Below are 16671 nucleotides of genomic sequence, written 5' to 3'. Positions count from 1 at the left end.
TCGTCTGCAACAGAGAAGATGGAGCCGATCAAGCCAGACGCCATATGAGACGGTCAAAAAGCCATAAATCTGCTAAAGGATGATTAATGATCAACAACTGTTCGATGCTCCAGGGTCGATACGAGCACAAAGGCATGGCTTATGTCATTAAAGAAATGACTGGTGGACCTGGATATCTCGTGCTTGGTTCGCCGAAGGGACACCTCAAACAACTCGGCAGAGAATATCCATCACTGAAGGCTGCCGATGCAGCGGCTCGACGCGCAATTGACCAGATGCTTGCAGAAACCCAGTAAAAAGCCCTCCCAAGTGGAGGGCGTTCTGCGCAGGTGGGCTGTCCCATGGTAGAAATACTCAGTGCCAAAACGTGGCTGCTACGCCGTTTCGGTGACAAAAGAGTGATCAGCCGTTCACACAAAGCCTTGGAGAGGTTGCGGAAATCGATCTCGATAGATCCTGGACAGACTCAGCGAACCTGGTCCGGCAATGGCAAGAACAAGGAAAATAAACAGGTAAAGCGCTGAAGTCTCAAATTCATAGTTGTGGGCTTCAACAACTGCAAATGGTGCACCTTGAAGGCCTGTATCCAGAAGATGAAAGGTCATGGCGAACAGCATGGTCGAAAGCAAACCAATCACGGCAGGACGAGTTGCAATCCCAAAGATGAGCACAACCGATCCGATAATCTGAGTGTAGGCAGCCAGATATGTCCAGAGGACATGATCAAAAGGCAGGAATGAAAAATACTGATCAACAATAAATGAGGTGAATCCAGCAGGATCCTGCAGCTTCTCAAGACCATGGTGAATCATTAAAACACCTGCTGACACACGCAAAATCAGTAGGCACAAGTCAGAGGAAAATTGATTCGATGTTTCTTCGCTCATGACTTTCAGGCAAATAAAACTTGACAACTCTACACCTGATCAAAGCCTGACCGTTGTCGAGGTACGCAACAGAGAGAGATCTGAATGCGTTGCGCTGGTGAAACCATCCCTAGTCCTCACCAGCCCAACTTGCCTGATTCGAATTGAAAGGAGGAATCTCCATCAATCAAATCAAGCCAATCGCGGATAAGCAATCGGCTCTACAACCATCCGCCATACAAATCGACTGACCTGAAATGAATGAGACACCATCAGGTGTCGCGAGTGGCCGGATTCGTGTAGCAAAGAGTTGAAAGAGAAGGATCCATCACAGACCCAGAAGCAAAGAAGCAAAAACATCAACAGACAGTATCAACTGGCACACCCTCACAAGCCGATAAGAAAGTATGTTATTTCGATGAATAAAAATAAGCTAATAAAAATTTCCGAGGAATATTTCTTGATCACCCATCAAGATGGGTCTTGGGAGATTGTTCATGGGGACCGCATCAAAAACATCAACAGCCCTAGCTGTTGACAAGATGAAAAGATCTCAAAGTCAAGGGAGCTTAGTCAAGTGCTGCCAACCTTTGTTTGGTCAGGCGAAAACATTGACCGATTGGAGCAGTGGTTGTCCATTCGCCTTGAACATCTAATTGCCAAAAAACAAACACTGGCAGCATCAGCTCTATTTGATGAGTTTCAACTGGAGCAACGAAGCAATTCCACTCATCCAGACTGACTTTTGATACAATAGGCTGTAATTACCTGAGTGATGACATTGGAAAGACTCTATGGCGATGACAAAAAAAAGGCCCTTTCGATCTTTTACGACACGTTTTGCGAAGAAATTGATCAGCTCTTCTTCAATAAATTTCAGGAGCTTTCAGACCTGAATGTGGGTGAGGGCGAAACAACACGAATTGTCGGTCGACTTCTTAACGCTAAAACCAATGTGATTGATCAGATCAGGGGGTGAATTTGATTGTGGTTCAGAGGTTATTGAAAATAAATATTCAAGAGCTGTGGATCCAAGAGTCAATCAGCCAAGCTGATCTCTCAAGAGGCTGACAGGATCGACAACGGTACGAAAAAGGCGCGCTAAATTAATGATGGTGATGAGCCGAACACTTGGAGACCCAAAAACGAGGCAAAAAATTGTCTGTCTGGACCTGGTTACTTCAACCTCTGGACAAACTCAAAAGGCGGGTTGCAGTGGTGCCCTCAGTCAATGACACCGTCAGTGCAATGAAAGAGATTGGTGTCGACCTGACGAAAGACGAAAAATAAAGCTTGAACCTGAGGCCGCTGCTACATCTTTGAAATGTGGAGATTGGCATGCCATCACAACCCCGCAACCGTGTTGGTGAGATCTACGGCCGATTAACTGTGGTTCGCGCCTCCGGACGGCGTACCAAAAGTGGAAACGCCTTTTGGTGGTGTCGTTGCAGCTGTGGCAGAGAAAGAGAGGTGCCCGGTGACAAGCTTTCAAAGAACACAGCGCGCAAGAAACCAGTGATCACAGCTTGTCTGGTTTGTTCCAGAGAGCTGCAGGTCGAGGGTGTCTGCGCCAAGAATGACCGTGAAGAACGTCAGAGACGAGATAACGCTGAACGTCAGCGCGAAGCGTTGAAGGGGCAAGTACCGGACAGCTGGCTTCGACTTCCGTTGACCGATGCCCATGCTCGAGAACTAGGACAGGTCTTGTTTTTTCGTGGAAGCTGTTGCCTGAGAGGACATCTCGCCCCCTATCGCATCAATGGGGGCTGTCTGGCATGCGCAGGTCAAAAACCCTCTGCTCACACAACGCTGAGGCCAAACAACACCAGCTCAGCTGAGAGACGGTCGTGACAAGAACAAGCATGCAAGCTTGTCAGAAGATCAGGACCTGGTCTGCACAATGACATGACTCATTAGTGCCCTCTGGCTACCAAACCATCATGGGTTCAAACGGTGATGACAAGATTTGTGCTGAGGAACGGCGAGGTATTCGAATCAGAGAGAGATCCATCTGATTTCGACACCTATTGCTATGGAACCAATGAAGAGGAACAGACCTGTCATCTCCTCTCGTACCAGTCAGAGATCGCTTTCTTAATGGTTTTGGGTGATGACCTCAACCTGCGGTACGAACCAGTTCAGAGCAAAGGTTGACGCACTCATCACGACTGCATCGATGAGCAATCTGTGTGGTCTTAAGCACGCGAGTTGTGCGTCGGCAGGCAAGACTCGCTAGACAACTGGTATGACTGATCACAACAAGCGACGAGCACTTGAAGCTCTGATCGAGAGGGCAGCCGAAAACCTCAATCTCAGTGAAGAGGAATCAAAGGCTCTGATTGCCCCAATTTCTGAACAATTCAAGCAACTCGAAGCCGATAACTGACTCACTGCACGCGTTTTTGCTCGAGCTCACGCAAGGATTCATAGGCAGCCCAGAGCCCCTCGGTGACTGTGCAGCTTCGGCTTTGATCGCAGACTCTGTACTGACCACCTCCAAGGGCATCGATGGTGGACCCCTTTGATGTCAAGCAGATGCGACTGGAATGAGCCATTGAGATGCAGCTTCGCAATAATTGGTCTAAAACTCTGGGATAACAGCAATCAAGCAAATGTTAATCATCTAAATTGTTCCCTATGATAAAAATTAGAATCTGCCGAGTGATACCGATATGGGACATTCAGCGGGATGGAACCGGTGAGATATGAAATCCGATTTCAAAAAAACGCTCTGCCGTCAATCCAGGCGTTAAAGGGGGCACTCGCAGCTTCGGACAAGGCCAGATAGCAAGTGGTGGCCATACCGATCAAAGCAATGCCAACCCCGGTCACAATCAGCGACTCATAGAGTTTCTGGGCCGCCCTTGTCTCAGGACTTGGGAAGACGCGACGACGAGCCATACCTACTCCTGGATGAAAACAGTCTGGCCTCTCATCTCATAAAAGAGCAACACGAAGAAGCAAAGATTTGCAAGTCCCAACCATGTAACCTTCGCTTCACGTTGTAAAGATTGCGTTACGTTCAAAGCTGAGCAAAAATTCCACGGGCGATTCGGATCACTTCGTGGAAGAGTTAACAAAGAACTCACAATCAAATCCCTTGACAATCAAGCGGGCTGCTTCTCAATGATGAAGCCCTTTGTGACTCAGTGATGACGGATCAAAGATTGACAATCCTTCTACAGGAAGCAGAACAGCACCTCCTCAGGCAGAGCTGCCGCAGTCGTTACGAAAGATCGGTTGTACGCCTACCTGACAGCAGGCGAAACATCTGGCTCAAAGACGACAAGCGCGCAGCCTGATCAACGCTTGATCTCCAGCAACCACTGGACAGCGACGTCTGCAGAGGCAAGTTTCTTGGTGGCAGCTCAGCAGCTGGTCTTCTTCAAGTTCAAGACCATTGCCTCGGCAGGCCCGCCAGCAATGAAGCGACAGATGCAAACAAAAAACCGCCCCAGACATGGAGCGGTTCACCCCTCAAGCCCAGCAATCCCCATCACCCGGCTGTTTGCACCACATCTTGTGGCGCTTGGTGAAAATGGTAATGCGCGGACCACATATGTGGAGCTTTTAAAGACACCCTTCAGGATTGCGTGAACTATTAACAGTCTTGAAACACTCGGGGCAAACCCCTGCATCTAGCGTTTCGGCGATCTAGCTTTGGAAACCCCATCACCCGGCCTGCCCCAGTGGCAGGCTTTTTTATTGAAAAGCACCAGCAGTGGTGTGCTTGGCACAATCGAGCTGAACAAGGAATGAAAGGGGATGGTTCCCAATCCGCAAAAAAAAAGGCCCAATGGGCCTTCAGTGGGTGTGAGGAGTTGGAGTCTCTGTGAGGAGAACCAACCAACCGAGTTCTAGCAGCTTCTCTGTGCCATTCAAGAGACCGTCCTGCGAACAAGTGGCACAGTGCCAGTCGCACGGCTAAATTGTTTTTGTGAGGAGAAAAGCTCACGTGGTGGAAACAAGGACACACTCACGATGATCTTTCTGAACCCCTGCCCGAGGCGGGGGTTTCTTTTTGCCCAAATCTGCACAAGCTGCTTCACCATGTTCTTCAGCGTTCAATGGATGGCTCAATGAACGAAAAGGAAAATCTGGTTAATCAGGTCTTCGCAAAATATCGTGCTTACTGCATGGAGATCGGCATCAGTCCAGCTGAGATGATGCAACAGGCGTATCTCAACCATCTCAAAAGCCTCACGACCGAAGAACTCAAAGCAAAGTTATGACGCAGGCCCACATCGACCCGCGCAACAAAGGAATTTCAGTGCTGGGTAAAAATGCTCAAAACCCAGATCTCAGCAGCATTTAGAACATCCTTCCGTAATCAAGCCAACGAAGCGTACAAGGAGAACTCGCCAGAATCTATGGGCATGAAGTTTTGTAATGGACTCCCAGATTCGACAGGTCCTGCAGCGCGAAATCCTTGAACGTTGCAACGAAGAAGAGAGGGAAGCTGTTGAAAGATGGTTCAAAAGTTTCCAGGCCATCGGCCTTTCGAAGCTGAACGGCATGTCTGTGGCAAGAGGCACCAGCATGTCCTGTCCTCTGTACTGAGTCATATGCGTTCAGAGGTCCAAAAGAACTTGTCGAGCAACTGTTGATTCAGGGGTGCGGTTATACACCCTGCAGCGTGGTCATAACCTGCGTTAGCACATAGGTCGTCGCAAGACTTGCCATGGCTATTCACCCCTCTGATCTTGGCGAACAGTTCATCAGATCAGGTAAACGTCTGATCACCCAGCAATCTGCGGATGAACTGCTGGAACGTGCCATCAAGATCCCAGGTACTCCAAACGCGAGTATCTCCAGAGATCTAAACAAGTCCTGACACTGTCCATGACAGCTTGATAACAGGATTTAAGCCTTCGGCAACAAACACTCTGGAACTGACTCGTATTGCCGTGAAGCTTCAAAGCTTTTCGGCAATATTTCCAATGTGTCTGGATCAAAACTGGATTGACAATTGCAAAAACATTTAAAACATAAACATTAAGACGAAATGCTTGAAAGTAAACAATAATATCAAATAAATATTTTATCAACAAACAGAGCGAGCATAATAAGACCCGCATTCAACAATGCGAGCATTCCGCAGAATGCAAGAGTCAACATGAAAGGATCTCATTCAGGCCCAAGGATGCATCGGACGACTGAGGGAGCTTCTTAGGATGAGAATTAATCTTCTTCACGTTCTGCCTGACGTGCACCTATTGCCAATGCGGCAACAAAAGGAAGAATCGCAATCGCTGTAAGAACTTCCATCAGATCAGCATCCACGATTACGCATTAGCTGAAAAAGTATTGCCATCGAATCCACAGAAGTGGACAACAAGCAATTCTTCGCTGGTGATGAAGCCATTTTCATCCAGTAGCTCCGGGTGTGTGGTTTTCAAACCTGTTCTGTCAGCTTTTCTGTTTTGACGCCTGAGTGCCAAGGAAAGGCCCCGGAATGCAGACAACAAAACAAGTGCACATGCAGTTGCAAGGACAAAAGGGAATAGTGCTGTCGACATCATCAATTCGTGGCCTTTCCAGACGAAGGAAGATCTGTGGGCTGAGCCAGCACGTAAACAACTCCTGCCGTGATGACAGAGGCAAACGCGATAAGGCCGTAGATCGCCAAGGAATAATCGGTCATCAGAACTGTGAACTTCTGCAAAGAAGTATAGGCGCTTTGTAAAGCTGTGTAACCAGGTGTATTTGCTTATCTTCCCGATCGACCTGCATTCGCTCGAGGAAGCGAGGCCTCAGCCTCCGGCAGTGGCCCGGATCACCCCAACGTCGGCGAGCCCGAGAACACGGATGAACACAGCGCTGATGACGCTGTAGGCCACGGCACCGAGCACAGCACTACGTAGTCCGTCCTTCAAGCGAAAACCATCAATCAACGCTGCGGCCAGACTGAACAGAATCACTGTGATTAACCAGTCGAACAACCAGCTGACCGGGGCAATCAATCCGCCAAGACTGGTCACCGCCCAGGGAAGCGCCAGCACAAATTTCAAAGGCAGGATCAGAAGAGTGCCAAGCAATCCAATCGCGACGGCTGACGAGAGAGCCGCCTGGAACCCGGCCAGTTCAACACCCAAAGGCATCGCTGCCACAAGGAGCAGAACCACAGCACGGACGGGCCATTGCAACAACCAACCGATCAGGCCCATGGGAACGGTGCAATCAGTCCTGAAGGCTAAGCCTGGAAAGAACATTCAGCTGTGCCAAGCCAAAGACAGCAAGACAACTCAGCGATCAACAACAGCTGGTGGCAATGCTCTGCCTGTTTTCAGAGGGCGAGAGCAACAACGGTGAAACCGGTCAGCAATGAAACGGTGATTAACCACATGGGTGATCAGACCTCAGAATCCAGTTCACTGGCCACCCTCAGAAAGATCGTCAGAGCGACGACCGTGCCGAGAACGATGAAGGAGACCATTGAAGAAAGCTTCAAAGCTAGGTATTTGTGCTGATCTTAAGGGAAATTTGCAGTTCTGGGGAGTCATGGATGACATGGAGGTTGATCAAGGAAGTCAGCCAAGGCCTGTTCAGATTCAGCTGAAATACATTGAGCAGTCACAGGCTCAGAGTCCGGAGCCGTTGATCGCATCATTCAGCGAACCAGAGTCAACAAGCGCCTGATCAGCCTCGACTGATTCCATTGAGACAGATTCCAGGGCAACAGGTTGACTGTTCAGGGCAACACCTGGATTGGAACGTGCTGTGACAAGTAGCCCCAGGCTGAGGCAAATCAATAAAGCTGGGTTAACGAGAAACATCGCGAAAGCCTTGAGAAAACCAGACATAAATCCAGGGCTTAGCTGAGCGGAAACCAATGGAAAGAGAAAGAATCGTCAGCAAGAACACCACACAATTAGGCACATTTATCACAGCAATGACATTGATTCCAATGAAGGCAAAGCCAATCACAAAGAGTACCTGTTGAAGATCAAAAAAATCAGGACAGCTCCAACAGCATGACCGGGTCAGGCTTTGCGGACTTTGAAATTAATTTAAATACACTGTCAATGCACGATTGATTCAATGATCAATCAATAATCGGCTTTGATCATCCAATCCGCTTAAACGGCTGAGCAATTCAATGGAAGTGGTGATTTAAACATCATCGTCTGCCTTGACGTTGCTCTGTATGAATCCAAATTTTCTGAGTCTTCCAAAACTGAATTCCTGAGCCTTTTCGCGATCATGCCTCTGCTTATGACCGAGCTTCAAAACCTTCTCCATGACATTAAGAGTATCTTCGATTGTTGCTTTTTCTGGCATACGTTCAAGAATCAGATTGAAGCGGGGAAAGAAGATCTCAGAAGCTGCCTCTAATTCTTCAAGGGTGAGCGGGCGATATCCTTGGGCCATTGTTATCGGTTGAAGAATGATTATTAAGTCTACTAACGGTATCAACCCCGTACTCAACGGCAAGGTGGTATCACGAACCCTTCCTTCATCTGAAGGTGGTGGAATCCGCAGCAGCCGTATCCACGGACGTCAGGCGATGGTGTTCTTATCGGCATCTGATCTATGCCAACTGTTCTCGTACTGCTGATCTTGATCTCAATCAGCGCAGCTGGTGTCGGCGATGCGCGAATCCTCGAAACGATCAAACTGCATGGCTGCCGCCTGACCTGCGCCATTGTTGGTGCGGCTGTGATTGCTGGTTCGACACTGCTCGATGTGGACGTCGCCAAACCGCCCACGGCGAACATGCTCCGCTCTGTCGCGCAGATTCATCAGGCAAGGCCTTTGCAGTAACCCTCAGAGCAACAAACAAATCTGCTTTCGACGCCCTGGCCAAACAGTCCAGATCCATTGAATCCAAGAACAATCAGCACCGGAACCTGATATCAGCGCAAGAAAGAATTCAGCTTGAACAACAGAAACTTTGTTAAGTATATAGCCCTAAGCATTATTACCTCGTCAAAGTTTTGTGTTGCAAGGACTACTAAACCCACGAATGACCCTTATAAAGTCAAAGCAGTCGGAGGATTTCAATGAGTTTCACACTCCCTGCCGTCCTGATTGGAGTGACTCTGTATCTGCTGATGCACAGCTTACTCTCGCCTTTGATGCAGTGATGCCACGCAGAAGGAGCTCGCCTCAAGCCAAAAAGCTTTAACCAAGACCGAATTCCCACAAGCGACAACAACGTCGAGGCGCGGCCAGCAATGCCAGACATGCCTATCCAGTCGCGTAAAGACCTATCACCATCCTCAAGCCAACCGAGCGGTCGCAGAGATGAGTTCGCATGCAAGGCGGCTGCTTTCTGCCGCAAGCCTTTGCTGACCTGTGACGGCGATTCAGCGAATCTGGTGGTGGTTTTTACTCAAAGAGGCCCGCATTTCTTCAGCTTGTTTGCTTATTTGTCCGCGTTCGCTGACTTTAGGGTGACAGGAATCCAAGCGTACGTTCTGCAGATGAGAGGTCAGTCCCCGGCACCGCTGTCTTGCCTGAAGTGGGGTATCGACGGTGAATTGTCGGCACATGACACAGCGCTTCTGATCAACAGGCTTGCCTCGTTTGAACCGTCACGACGAGGATTCAAAGATCATTTTGAAAGGCGTCAACGTAGCCATGGCTCTGATCGACCCTCGCCGATGTCAACAACGAGAAGTGAGCGTTTGGTGAAAGCAACAATGACCGGATGTGAATCACCGATAACTGCACTACGCGGTTTAAGCTACCGCTGAAGCAAAAGATTGTGAGTCTCCATGGCACGAGTGTTGGGCACGATTACTGTTGCTCTGGTCGCATTCAGCGCGACTGAACCTGCCCAGGCTGATTTCAAAGACAACATCATCTTCAGCAGCTGCGCCGCAGCCATGAGAAAGGAGTATCAGCAGGCAGAGAAACAATTACTCCTGAGTCAACTCAACGAAACCTGTAGTTGCGTAGTTAAGCAGATCAATAATCGTAAGAATATCGAGCAAGCCAAAGCTTCCTGCATCAATACAGATCAGCCAATCAGCAGCAACAGGAATCGACAGGCGCTTTAGTTAGGGTTCTGATCCAGACAATCACCTCAATCATTAACTCATTCAGAGCGGTTGGACATCTAATCCTTCGCGCCTGCAAGGCGTTGTCAAGGAAGGGTGTGACAGAGAGACCAGCTCAGAGCGAATGCTGGCGGCAGACACTTGACAATGATTGAACACTCAAAATAAAACCGAAACGGAACTCTTGCGACATCAGCGTTAATCATTGATCAAAATCTGGCTTGTGATGTTTACGAATCCATCCTGAAGCTGAAGAATTTTTTAAAAAACACCGCACTATCATCAGACTTTTGCAATCTGAAGTGGAAGCCTGAATCCGGATTGGCATGGATTCAGTATCAATAAAGACCATCACCAACCGCATATCAATGGGACATGTCACAAGTAATCTCAACCTGATTGCACCATTCCTCTACACCGGGCCAGGCGCGTCAACCGACACGACCAGTTCGCTTTACAACAAGTTCGGCCTGCAGGGCATCAAGGGCTCCGTTCAGAGTGATAACTATTACATCGTTGGCACAAGCGGTGACGACGGCACTGTTTATTACGGCCCGATCAATCATGCAATGACCGCCAGTGGCAGCGGAAGTGGTGTGTGGACCGTGATGAATGCGATCTTCAACAACGTGAGCCGCAATAACATTGATGCCACCAGCATTTATGGTGTTAATCCGCGACTGGATGGCAACGTCAACCTGGTGGGCTCCTGGCAAGACAGCAGTGAGAAAACAGCTAACAGCAAGCAGAATTATCGAAAGGGTTTTTACTATCAAGGTCCGGTGACTGCCGAGCCGGATGCCAGCGATTTCCAAGTCGTCTGGCCGACAAATCCAGACGGGGTCAGAGCCACTTTCACTTTTCTGCACAGCGTGAGCGGTGATCTCGCAGTTGGTGGATATGACCTTTTCGATGCGAGCACTGATTCCGAAACAGCAATCCAGGCTTTTCTCTATGACCCTGCCACTGGTCGATGCAGCGACATCCCTTACCCAGGGAATTACAAAACCACAACTGCCTATGGCATCTGGCACAACACATCGAGCAGTTACACGATCGCCGGCGGCGCTGCTCTCGATACAGGGTTGGACGCTGACGGCATCGGTGTGGCCACCTTGATTGACTACGACTCCATCACTGGCCAGTACGGCAACTTTCGCACCTATTCCTATGACAACATCGATGCCCTTAATGAGCTGCTGATCGACAAAGGCGTGATCAGTTCCGGGATTGAAAGGGATGACTCGATCGAAACACACTTCGAAGGGATTTATTTCAACGGCAAAGATGAGTACACCCTGCCCGCGACGATCAGCGCTGAAGACGGTTCTATCGGCATTGGAGCCATCGCCAAGGTGAAACGTCTGAAGGAAGGAGGCTTCAGCGATGCGGAATGGACCCTGTTTGATATCCCCGGCAGCGTCCTGAGCACCAATAACTCAGTGTTTGAAGACGCCAACGTCGGCTTCGCGATATACCCATCAGCAGACGGTGTGGTCAACAGCAGCTATGCAGGCCTGCTGATCTGAGGGTCAATCCTTAAGTGCTTCGACTGCTCAGACAGATCAGGTCTTCTGCATGAAGGAACCATGCCGAGCATGCTTAGGAACTCGAGATTCCAGGCTCAGCCATCGTTATTGAATACTCAACACGGTCATCGGAACAACAGAGGTCGGCATAAAACCGTTCGAGTTCGTCATAGGCCTCGTCGTATGTGCCGTAGCACCTGCGCGTGAGCTCATCTTCAACGCCATCGTCGCGAAGAACCCTCACCCGATACATCCGATCATTTGCCACTGAAGCTGATCTGAACAGGAACACCGATTCTCGCGCCTGAAGTGCAAATCAGACTGAAGACTGAGCGAAGAGGAAAGCAAGCATGATGCACCAGGAAGTTGATGCCGTGCCGTCAGACCTGAGCGAAGCAGTGGTCTCCACGCAACTGCTGAATCAAACAGTGCTGGCGGGAGTGGAATGCCGTGCCCGCAATGATCGTCAGAGTTACTTCAGCATGGCCCGCGAGCTTGTCGACGCACAATTCGTTCTGGCCGATCAGGAATTGACACGCCGGCTCTGGCAAGAGGTCGGTGATCGGAACCTTGAGATTGGGCGCATCATCAACCTGCTCTACTGCTGCAGCAGCCATGAGGACGACAGCGCCATGACTGAGGTGGACGAGGCTTTTCTGCAACTAAGGGTGAGCTGAACGTCGTCCTCCGTTGCCGTGTGGAACGGACCTGCCGATACTGCATAAACACCCGCACAGGGATCCATCAAGGAGCGACGAATGGCAGCGAAGCTCTACAACGTCCGCTTTGAAACCGAGGGGGCAGACCTGTTCGTTGAAATGGAGGCGGAGGATGGTCTCAATCGCCAGCACCTGCTGGAAAGGGTTGTGGCGATCCTGGAGGACCGTCATGGCATGGAAACCGTCGATGGTGATCAGGGCGAAATGACCAAAGTGGATCACAGCGATGGAGCAGCGCTGCTGGCCTGGCTCTCAATCTCAGGACAAGCCTCGCGTCAGGCCCTTGATGACGACGGTCTCGATGAAATCCTCACCTGTCTGGTGTTCATGCTGTTCCCGCCCGTTGTGGAAACAAGCGTGCAAGACGAAAACAAGCAGGCCTTAGCCCTGGCTTGAGGCAGGCTTGGCAGCAGCAAAAGCCAGTCACTGACTAGAGAAGCAAGATGCAGACAGGGCTTTGAGCAGGGCCTTGGTGGTTGCGCTTGTCTTGCGGTTTCGCGTAATTTCGGCACCATTCCGGCAAGAAATTCGGCAACAATTCGGCAACTATGGAAGCGCTCGATGCCACCAATGCAGCACTCAAGACCCGTGGGGTGAAGGGTCGCATCGTGGTGGCGAAGGATCGTTTTTTCCTACGTGGCACGTTCACTGCTGCCGATGGAACGCGAAAGGATCGGCGCATCGCCCTGGGCTTGAACGCTCACCAGGGCCAACTGCTGGAAGCAGAAGCCAGGGTGCTGCAACTCGCCAGCATCATTAATTCCACCGGCATGGTTCCAGCCCTGCTGCCCTGGGATGCTCCGGTGGTCGAAGTTGTCCAAAAAACGGACAACCTCACCGTGGCCGAAGCAGTGGCTCGACTTGAGGAGGATTTCTGGCAGGGCCGGATTCAGAGCAGTGCTGCCAAAAGGACTTGGGAGGGGCTGACTCACCAAACCAACCGAATGCCACCGGCAGCAACGCTGACCATGGATTTGATGGTGGCCACAGTCAGCGCCACTGAACCGGGCAGCAGAACTCGGATGGAAAGCTGCAAGGTGTTGAAGCGGCTGGCGAAGGTTGTCGGCATCGAAGGGACTGAACGGCTCGATGCCCTGCGGACTCCTTACGAACCACGGGAAAGAGACATTCCCAGTGATGAGTTGCTGGCAGAGCTGCTGGCAAAAACTGAAGGGGAGAAATGGTGGTGGCCCACCTGGGCACTGATCACTTATGGATGCAGGCCAGCAGAAACTTTCAGCCTGCAGCCCAGCGGTGATGGAACGGCACGGGTGCTCAGCGTGAAACGGAAAGGCCGGCTGCCGGAATGGCGCACAGCCCTGGCGCTTCCAATCCCTACATACAAAGAGACGCCAGAACGATCAGTTCCATGGGATGTCGCCAGCCCTGCGGCATATGACTCGATCAAGGCGAAGCAACAGTGTGATTACTGGCAGCGGTGGATCAGGGCTCAGCATCCTTCGCTTTACCTCTATGACATTCGCCATGCCTGGGCGGTGCGCTCCATCGCCAAAGTGCCGTCCACTTCATTGGCAGCAAAGTGCATGGGCCACAGCGTATCGGTGCATCACAACACCTATCACCGCTGGCTCGATCAGGCCGACATTGCTGCCGTCGCTGCAGCCCTGGCTGGATGACGCCAGGGAGTCGGAGTTGATTGCTGCCGCTGAACGAGTATTGGCCGGAGTTGCTAGTTGACTGCAGACTTGATTGCTAATTAAGCCCTGACTATCTCTGCTCAACTGCGCTCAATCGTGCCAGGTATTGAAGGCTGATTTATGAGCTTATTGGCGAGGTTGAAGAAATAAAAAGCCCCTGCGGTTGCAGGGGCTTTGATGAGTAGGCTCAGAATCCATCACCCAATAACAGAATCAATCAATAGCCAAGTTCAGCAAGCACCTAGAGCCAGCGACGGACAGTCGTCCCCCCCACCACCAGCCACGCCTTCCAGTTCCTCATCTGAAATTTCTGATTGAGCGTTCTTCAAGTCATCAGCAGAGATGCTAAACCCAGCGTCTTTCGCAATCGCAGCAACACCATCATTGTCAGCAGCTGCTTTGAGCTTTTCCTGAAGGCTGGTGTCAGCTTTGACTTTTTCTAGAAAGGCTTTGAGTTGCTCTTCTGACATGGGTGTCAAGTCTGTTCAGCAGTCATAGCACCGGTCTGCAGGGTGCACCGTATCCGTAGGGATGGCAGCAAAAACCCCGCACTTGGCGGGGCGTGAATGGTGTAAATCAGTGTATTTAAAGTTGAAGACTGCCTCGAAGCTTTCCAAGCCAGCCAATCAAAGGCCTTGATCCAAAATGCTTTTCCACTAATTGAGCTACATACTCCAAACTTTTTGAATCATTTGTACATATTTTGGATAAATATTGACACTGTAGAAGCATTGTAGTAAGTATGTGGAAGCCTTAGCGCTAGGAGTCGGCCATGAATCAGATCATAGAAAAAACAAAAAATAGTTTTCAAGGCAAGTTAATTGCAAGTATTGCAATACTGGGTCTACTAATTCTAGGAACTAGATTAATCTTAGCGCCTGTTCAGGAAGTCCAAGTAGGCGTAGACATTGCAACATGGCTGATACTAACTCAAAGCTCAGAGCACATACACGCCCTGAGTGCATGCGTATTTCTAGCTTTATCCGTTGGTGCAATCCTCACAAAAAAGGGATCAGTTAACCATAGGATTTACGGCAAGATTGGAATACTTGTATTGTTCCTGGCAATGCTATCTGCTGCAGTTTTGTTGATTTGCCTGGCAATAGAAGATCCTTCCGGTGCTTATGCTAGCCCAGTCTTGGTTTATGAAAACAGCTCCATACTTTTTACATTGCTGATCACAGGAATATATGGAGGAATGACAGGGTACAGGTGGGCAGCGTTTCCTCAGCCCAAGATTGACCTAGATTTGGTTTCTGGAGGATATGCAATTTTAGGAAGTATTTTTTCAATTGCCCTAATACCGTTTGTCGTTATCATAGATCCAATAACTGTAGGAACTGCTGGTTTCCCATTGACACCATTTACTTCTGGATTGCTACTTGTTGGGCAAAGTGGATTACTCGGATATTTTGGATATGATGATATTCGCAGCTTTTATGGCAAAAAAGCTGGCAAGACAGAAAGAGTTATCAAGCATGCTTATAGGATTATGCTCACAGTCGGTGCTGCATTCACCGCTATAGGAATCGTTCACTTAGGGCCAGTCTTCATTAATTACCCGAATCTTGTTTGGCTTCTTTATTTTGTCCCTCCTTCAATTATTGTTGTATTGACGATTTATTCAAGAGTTAACTATATGTCTTCAGTAAGAAGTTAGCTGGTTATTTCATCGCGATCCTGGAAGGTCATGGAGCATCTACAAAAACAGAAAACCCATCCCAATCAAAGCAATAAAAAACCCCGCACTTGGCGGGGCGTGATTGGTGTGAGGTTGTTTTGTCGGGAGATCGATAGCGACTACTCAACGCCCCCTGCTTTTCCCTTTCGGGTTTTGTATAGCTCTCAGCCTCGCTTTCATGGCCTCAGGCTTCCCTATAAAACATCAGAAATAGCTTTTGCATGAACCAAGAATATGTTTATAAACATCATGCTTTGCTTCGCATATAAATTCACCAAGAATTGGTGAGTTCAATTTAAAGACAACATTTTGGTAATTTCCCGAGGTCGAGCCAGCTAAAAGACCTGCACTCCCTGCGATGAAACCCATCGCAATTCCTGCAATTGCAGCTCCTGCGACATCTTTTTTCTCATCTGATCTTATTTCTTCTACCGTGATATTTGAGACGTCATCGCGTCCTATTATTTCCGAGTATTTAAGAGCATCATTCAGGCGAGGGCGCCAAAAATCATTCCTAAGCTCTTCTCTGGTCCTATTTCTTGACCTAGGCTTCTGAGTGCTATTTCTGTATTGAATTTGGATTTCACTATTGGACTGGTGAAAAGCCAGGCAAAGGTCTTCATCGATTTGCCCCGAGATAACATTGATAATAACTGATTCAAAGATTTCGGAAATTTCTTTGTCCTTGCTTCTTCTTTGATCTTTCGCATTTTGAATAGAGCGGATATCCTCAAGCTTGTTTTCTATGTCACCTTGCTTTATTGTGAATAAAATTCTGTTATTCTTGTCTCTTAAGCGAACATAACCAAGAGTGCTTACGCTTGATTTGCCCATGTCAACTAAGCGTGCTTTTTTTGGATTCAGTCCCAGAAATAATTCATAAACAAGGATGATCGACTGATTTTCCATGAGTGGTGATATAGCTAGAGAAGGCCATCCCTCCTGGATCTCTTCACCATCTCCGGAATCAATCAGATTCACATCACCCGGAAGAGTGAACGTGTCGGCTTCAGGCTCCCCCGATTGGGGATCAGCTAAAGCGGAAGCCGGTGACGCCAAGGCTCCAGGGCAGCAGACCCTTTTGAAGGGCAATGCAGGCATATCCCAGTGCATCGGCCATGTGACTGTGATCGGACTTGGGATCGGGTATTTACGCTCCATCTAAGAAACAGGAGTAGTCCGTAGTGGTTTCGGCAGACTGACGTTTACAGAC

23 protein-coding genes are annotated in these 16671 nt (G+C 49.3%); 12 read left to right on the top strand and 11 right to left on the bottom strand.

The window, feature by feature from the left end; all coding sequences use genetic code 11:
• Positions 1-86 precede the first annotated feature (86 nt).
• Complete coding sequence (locus SynBIOSE41_RS06180) at positions 87-296, top strand: hypothetical protein (protein ID WP_066909446.1); 210 nt, start codon at positions 87-89, stop codon at positions 294-296.
• A gap of 114 nt (positions 297-410) precedes the next feature.
• Here the strand turns inward: SynBIOSE41_RS06180 and SynBIOSE41_RS06175 are convergent, their stop codons facing one another.
• Positions 411-887, bottom strand: a complete 477-nt coding sequence (locus SynBIOSE41_RS06175) for a DoxX family protein (RefSeq protein WP_186540041.1) — start codon at positions 885-887, stop codon at positions 411-413.
• A gap of 754 nt (positions 888-1641) precedes the next feature.
• Here SynBIOSE41_RS06175 and SynBIOSE41_RS06170 point away from each other — a divergent pair.
• The 3 genes from SynBIOSE41_RS06170 to SynBIOSE41_RS17795 all read left to right on the top strand — a co-directional run bounded on the left by SynBIOSE41_RS06170 (position 1642) and on the right by SynBIOSE41_RS17795 (position 3252).
• Entirely contained in the window at positions 1642-1845 is a 204-nt protein-coding gene (locus SynBIOSE41_RS06170; RefSeq protein WP_186540040.1) for a hypothetical protein, read from the top strand.
• Between the two features lie 359 nt (positions 1846-2204).
• Positions 2205-2717, top strand: coding sequence for an early protein (E6) (locus SynBIOSE41_RS06165; protein ID WP_186540039.1), 513 nt, complete (start codon positions 2205-2207; stop codon positions 2715-2717).
• A gap of 394 nt (positions 2718-3111) precedes the next feature.
• Positions 3112-3252, top strand: coding sequence for a hypothetical protein (locus SynBIOSE41_RS17795; RefSeq protein ID WP_222930583.1), 141 nt, complete (start codon positions 3112-3114; stop codon positions 3250-3252).
• Position 3253: 1 nt separating this feature from the next.
• On the opposite strand, the gene SynBIOSE41_RS06160 is transcribed toward SynBIOSE41_RS17795, so the two are convergent.
• The gene (locus SynBIOSE41_RS06160) at positions 3254-3421 is read right to left on the bottom strand and encodes a hypothetical protein (protein ID WP_186540038.1); all 168 of its coding nucleotides are present in this window, start codon (positions 3419-3421) and stop codon (positions 3254-3256) included.
• A gap of 163 nt (positions 3422-3584) precedes the next feature.
• Complete coding sequence (locus SynBIOSE41_RS06155) at positions 3585-3767, bottom strand: hypothetical protein (protein WP_186540037.1); 183 nt, start codon at positions 3765-3767, stop codon at positions 3585-3587.
• Between the two features lie 1178 nt (positions 3768-4945).
• Between SynBIOSE41_RS06155 and SynBIOSE41_RS06150 the strand changes: the two genes are divergently transcribed.
• Positions 4946-5098: a hypothetical protein gene (locus SynBIOSE41_RS06150; protein ID WP_186540036.1), complete on the top strand. Its 153-nt coding sequence runs from the start codon at positions 4946-4948 to the stop codon at positions 5096-5098.
• 157 nt (positions 5099-5255) lie between these two features.
• Complete coding sequence (locus tag SynBIOSE41_RS06145; RefSeq protein ID WP_170953658.1) at positions 5256-5426, top strand: hypothetical protein; 171 nt, start codon at positions 5256-5258, stop codon at positions 5424-5426.
• Between the two features lie 725 nt (positions 5427-6151).
• On the opposite strand, the gene SynBIOSE41_RS06140 is transcribed toward SynBIOSE41_RS06145, so the two are convergent.
• The 5 genes from SynBIOSE41_RS06140 to SynBIOSE41_RS06120 all read right to left on the bottom strand — a co-directional run bounded on the left by SynBIOSE41_RS06140 (position 6152) and on the right by SynBIOSE41_RS06120 (position 8609).
• Positions 6152-6385: a DUF2973 domain-containing protein gene (locus SynBIOSE41_RS06140; protein ID WP_186540878.1), complete on the bottom strand. Its 234-nt coding sequence runs from the start codon at positions 6383-6385 to the stop codon at positions 6152-6154.
• Positions 6386-6387: 2 nt separating this feature from the next.
• Positions 6388-6510 (bottom strand): hypothetical protein, encoded by a 123-nt coding sequence (locus SynBIOSE41_RS18020; RefSeq protein WP_255475974.1) that lies wholly within the window; start codon positions 6508-6510, stop codon positions 6388-6390.
• Between the two features lie 109 nt (positions 6511-6619).
• On the bottom strand, positions 6620-7033 hold the full coding sequence (locus tag SynBIOSE41_RS06135) for a phage holin family protein (RefSeq protein WP_186540035.1): 414 nt from the start codon (positions 7031-7033) through the stop codon (positions 6620-6622).
• Between the two features lie 946 nt (positions 7034-7979).
• Complete coding sequence (locus tag SynBIOSE41_RS06125; RefSeq protein ID WP_066909418.1) at positions 7980-8237, bottom strand: hypothetical protein; 258 nt, start codon at positions 8235-8237, stop codon at positions 7980-7982.
• 195 nt (positions 8238-8432) lie between these two features.
• Complete coding sequence (locus tag SynBIOSE41_RS06120; RefSeq protein WP_186540033.1) at positions 8433-8609, bottom strand: hypothetical protein; 177 nt, start codon at positions 8607-8609, stop codon at positions 8433-8435.
• Between the two features lie 977 nt (positions 8610-9586).
• Between SynBIOSE41_RS06120 and SynBIOSE41_RS06115 the strand changes: the two genes are divergently transcribed.
• Together SynBIOSE41_RS06115 and SynBIOSE41_RS06110 are read left to right on the top strand one after the other, a co-directional pair.
• Positions 9587-9871, top strand: coding sequence for a hypothetical protein (locus SynBIOSE41_RS06115; RefSeq protein WP_186540032.1), 285 nt, complete (start codon positions 9587-9589; stop codon positions 9869-9871).
• A 368-nt stretch (positions 9872-10239) separates the two neighbouring features.
• Positions 10240-11400, top strand: a complete 1161-nt coding sequence (locus tag SynBIOSE41_RS06110) for a hypothetical protein (protein ID WP_186540031.1) — start codon at positions 10240-10242, stop codon at positions 11398-11400.
• Between the two features lie 73 nt (positions 11401-11473).
• On the opposite strand, the gene SynBIOSE41_RS06105 is transcribed toward SynBIOSE41_RS06110, so the two are convergent.
• Complete coding sequence (locus SynBIOSE41_RS06105; protein WP_186540877.1) at positions 11474-11653, bottom strand: hypothetical protein; 180 nt, start codon at positions 11651-11653, stop codon at positions 11474-11476.
• 133 nt (positions 11654-11786) lie between these two features.
• On the opposite strand from SynBIOSE41_RS06105, the gene SynBIOSE41_RS06100 reads away from it, so the two are divergent.
• The 3 genes from SynBIOSE41_RS06100 (at position 11787) to SynBIOSE41_RS06090 (ending at position 13756) form a co-directional block, all read left to right on the top strand.
• On the top strand, positions 11787-12077 hold the full coding sequence (locus SynBIOSE41_RS06100; RefSeq protein WP_186540876.1) for a hypothetical protein: 291 nt from the start codon (positions 11787-11789) through the stop codon (positions 12075-12077).
• 81 nt (positions 12078-12158) lie between these two features.
• Positions 12159-12515 carry a hypothetical protein gene (locus tag SynBIOSE41_RS06095; RefSeq protein WP_186540030.1) on the top strand — a complete coding sequence of 119 codons (357 nt, stop codon included), beginning with the start codon at positions 12159-12161 and terminating at the stop codon, positions 12513-12515.
• Positions 12516-12667: 152 nt separating this feature from the next.
• Entirely contained in the window at positions 12668-13756 is a 1089-nt protein-coding gene (locus tag SynBIOSE41_RS06090; RefSeq protein WP_186540029.1) for a hypothetical protein, read from the top strand.
• Positions 13757-14007: 251 nt separating this feature from the next.
• Here the strand turns inward: SynBIOSE41_RS06090 and SynBIOSE41_RS06085 are convergent, their stop codons facing one another.
• Entirely contained in the window at positions 14008-14247 is a 240-nt protein-coding gene (locus tag SynBIOSE41_RS06085; protein WP_186540028.1) for a Nif11-like leader peptide family natural product precursor, read from the bottom strand.
• 302 nt (positions 14248-14549) lie between these two features.
• On the opposite strand from SynBIOSE41_RS06085, the gene SynBIOSE41_RS06080 reads away from it, so the two are divergent.
• A complete protein-coding gene (locus SynBIOSE41_RS06080; RefSeq protein ID WP_186540027.1) occupies positions 14550-15437 on the top strand; it encodes a hypothetical protein in 888 nt (295 codons plus the stop codon).
• A 225-nt stretch (positions 15438-15662) separates the two neighbouring features.
• On the opposite strand, the gene SynBIOSE41_RS06075 is transcribed toward SynBIOSE41_RS06080, so the two are convergent.
• Positions 15663-16517 (bottom strand): hypothetical protein, encoded by an 855-nt coding sequence (locus SynBIOSE41_RS06075; protein ID WP_186540026.1) that lies wholly within the window; start codon positions 16515-16517, stop codon positions 15663-15665.
• Positions 16518-16671 lie beyond the last annotated feature (154 nt).

The organism is Synechococcus sp. BIOS-E4-1, from assembly GCF_014279995.1.
In the GTDB taxonomy this organism is placed as follows: Bacteria; Cyanobacteriota; Cyanobacteriia; order PCC-6307; family Cyanobiaceae; genus Synechococcus_C.
The sequence above is the reverse complement of the archived record's forward strand: the minus strand, read 5'-3'. Positions and strand labels throughout refer to the sequence as shown.

What these genes read in the sequence shown, in the direction of transcription:
- SynBIOSE41_RS06090 (WP_186540029.1), top strand. Translation starts at nt 12,668, where the DNA reads ATGGAAGCGCTCGATGCCACCAATGCAGCACTCAAGACCCGTGGGGTG.
- SynBIOSE41_RS06145 (WP_170953658.1), top strand. Translation starts at nt 5,256, where the DNA reads ATGGACTCCCAGATTCGACAGGTCCTGCAGCGCGAAATCCTTGAACGT.
- SynBIOSE41_RS06085 (WP_186540028.1), bottom strand. Translation starts at nt 14,247, where the DNA reads ATGTCAGAAGAGCAACTCAAAGCCTTTCTAGAAAAAGTCAAAGCTGAC.
- SynBIOSE41_RS06140 (WP_186540878.1), bottom strand. Translation starts at nt 6,385, where the DNA reads ATGTCGACAGCACTATTCCCTTTTGTCCTTGCAACTGCATGTGCACTT.
- SynBIOSE41_RS18020 (WP_255475974.1), bottom strand. Translation starts at nt 6,510, where the DNA reads ATGACCGATTATTCCTTGGCGATCTACGGCCTTATCGCGTTTGCCTCT.
- SynBIOSE41_RS06135 (WP_186540035.1), bottom strand. Translation starts at nt 7,033, where the DNA reads ATGGGCCTGATCGGTTGGTTGTTGCAATGGCCCGTCCGTGCTGTGGTT.
- SynBIOSE41_RS06160 (WP_186540038.1), bottom strand. Translation starts at nt 3,421, where the DNA reads ATGGCTCATTCCAGTCGCATCTGCTTGACATCAAAGGGGTCCACCATC.
- SynBIOSE41_RS06105 (WP_186540877.1), bottom strand. Translation starts at nt 11,653, where the DNA reads ATGTATCGGGTGAGGGTTCTTCGCGACGATGGCGTTGAAGATGAGCTC.
- SynBIOSE41_RS06115 (WP_186540032.1), top strand. Translation starts at nt 9,587, where the DNA reads ATGGCACGAGTGTTGGGCACGATTACTGTTGCTCTGGTCGCATTCAGC.
- SynBIOSE41_RS06175 (WP_186540041.1), bottom strand. Translation starts at nt 887, where the DNA reads ATGAGCGAAGAAACATCGAATCAATTTTCCTCTGACTTGTGCCTACTG.
- SynBIOSE41_RS17795 (WP_222930583.1), top strand. Translation starts at nt 3,112, where the DNA reads ATGACTGATCACAACAAGCGACGAGCACTTGAAGCTCTGATCGAGAGG.
- SynBIOSE41_RS06125 (WP_066909418.1), bottom strand. Translation starts at nt 8,237, where the DNA reads ATGGCCCAAGGATATCGCCCGCTCACCCTTGAAGAATTAGAGGCAGCT.
- SynBIOSE41_RS06170 (WP_186540040.1), top strand. Translation starts at nt 1,642, where the DNA reads ATGACATTGGAAAGACTCTATGGCGATGACAAAAAAAAGGCCCTTTCG.
- SynBIOSE41_RS06150 (WP_186540036.1), top strand. Translation starts at nt 4,946, where the DNA reads ATGAACGAAAAGGAAAATCTGGTTAATCAGGTCTTCGCAAAATATCGT.
- SynBIOSE41_RS06080 (WP_186540027.1), top strand. Translation starts at nt 14,550, where the DNA reads ATGAATCAGATCATAGAAAAAACAAAAAATAGTTTTCAAGGCAAGTTA.
- SynBIOSE41_RS06155 (WP_186540037.1), bottom strand. Translation starts at nt 3,767, where the DNA reads ATGGCTCGTCGTCGCGTCTTCCCAAGTCCTGAGACAAGGGCGGCCCAG.
- SynBIOSE41_RS06095 (WP_186540030.1), top strand. Translation starts at nt 12,159, where the DNA reads ATGGCAGCGAAGCTCTACAACGTCCGCTTTGAAACCGAGGGGGCAGAC.
- SynBIOSE41_RS06180 (WP_066909446.1), top strand. Translation starts at nt 87, where the DNA reads ATGATCAACAACTGTTCGATGCTCCAGGGTCGATACGAGCACAAAGGC.
- SynBIOSE41_RS06110 (WP_186540031.1), top strand. Translation starts at nt 10,240, where the DNA reads ATGGGACATGTCACAAGTAATCTCAACCTGATTGCACCATTCCTCTAC.
- SynBIOSE41_RS06120 (WP_186540033.1), bottom strand. Translation starts at nt 8,609, where the DNA reads ATGAATCTGCGCGACAGAGCGGAGCATGTTCGCCGTGGGCGGTTTGGC.
- SynBIOSE41_RS06165 (WP_186540039.1), top strand. Translation starts at nt 2,205, where the DNA reads ATGCCATCACAACCCCGCAACCGTGTTGGTGAGATCTACGGCCGATTA.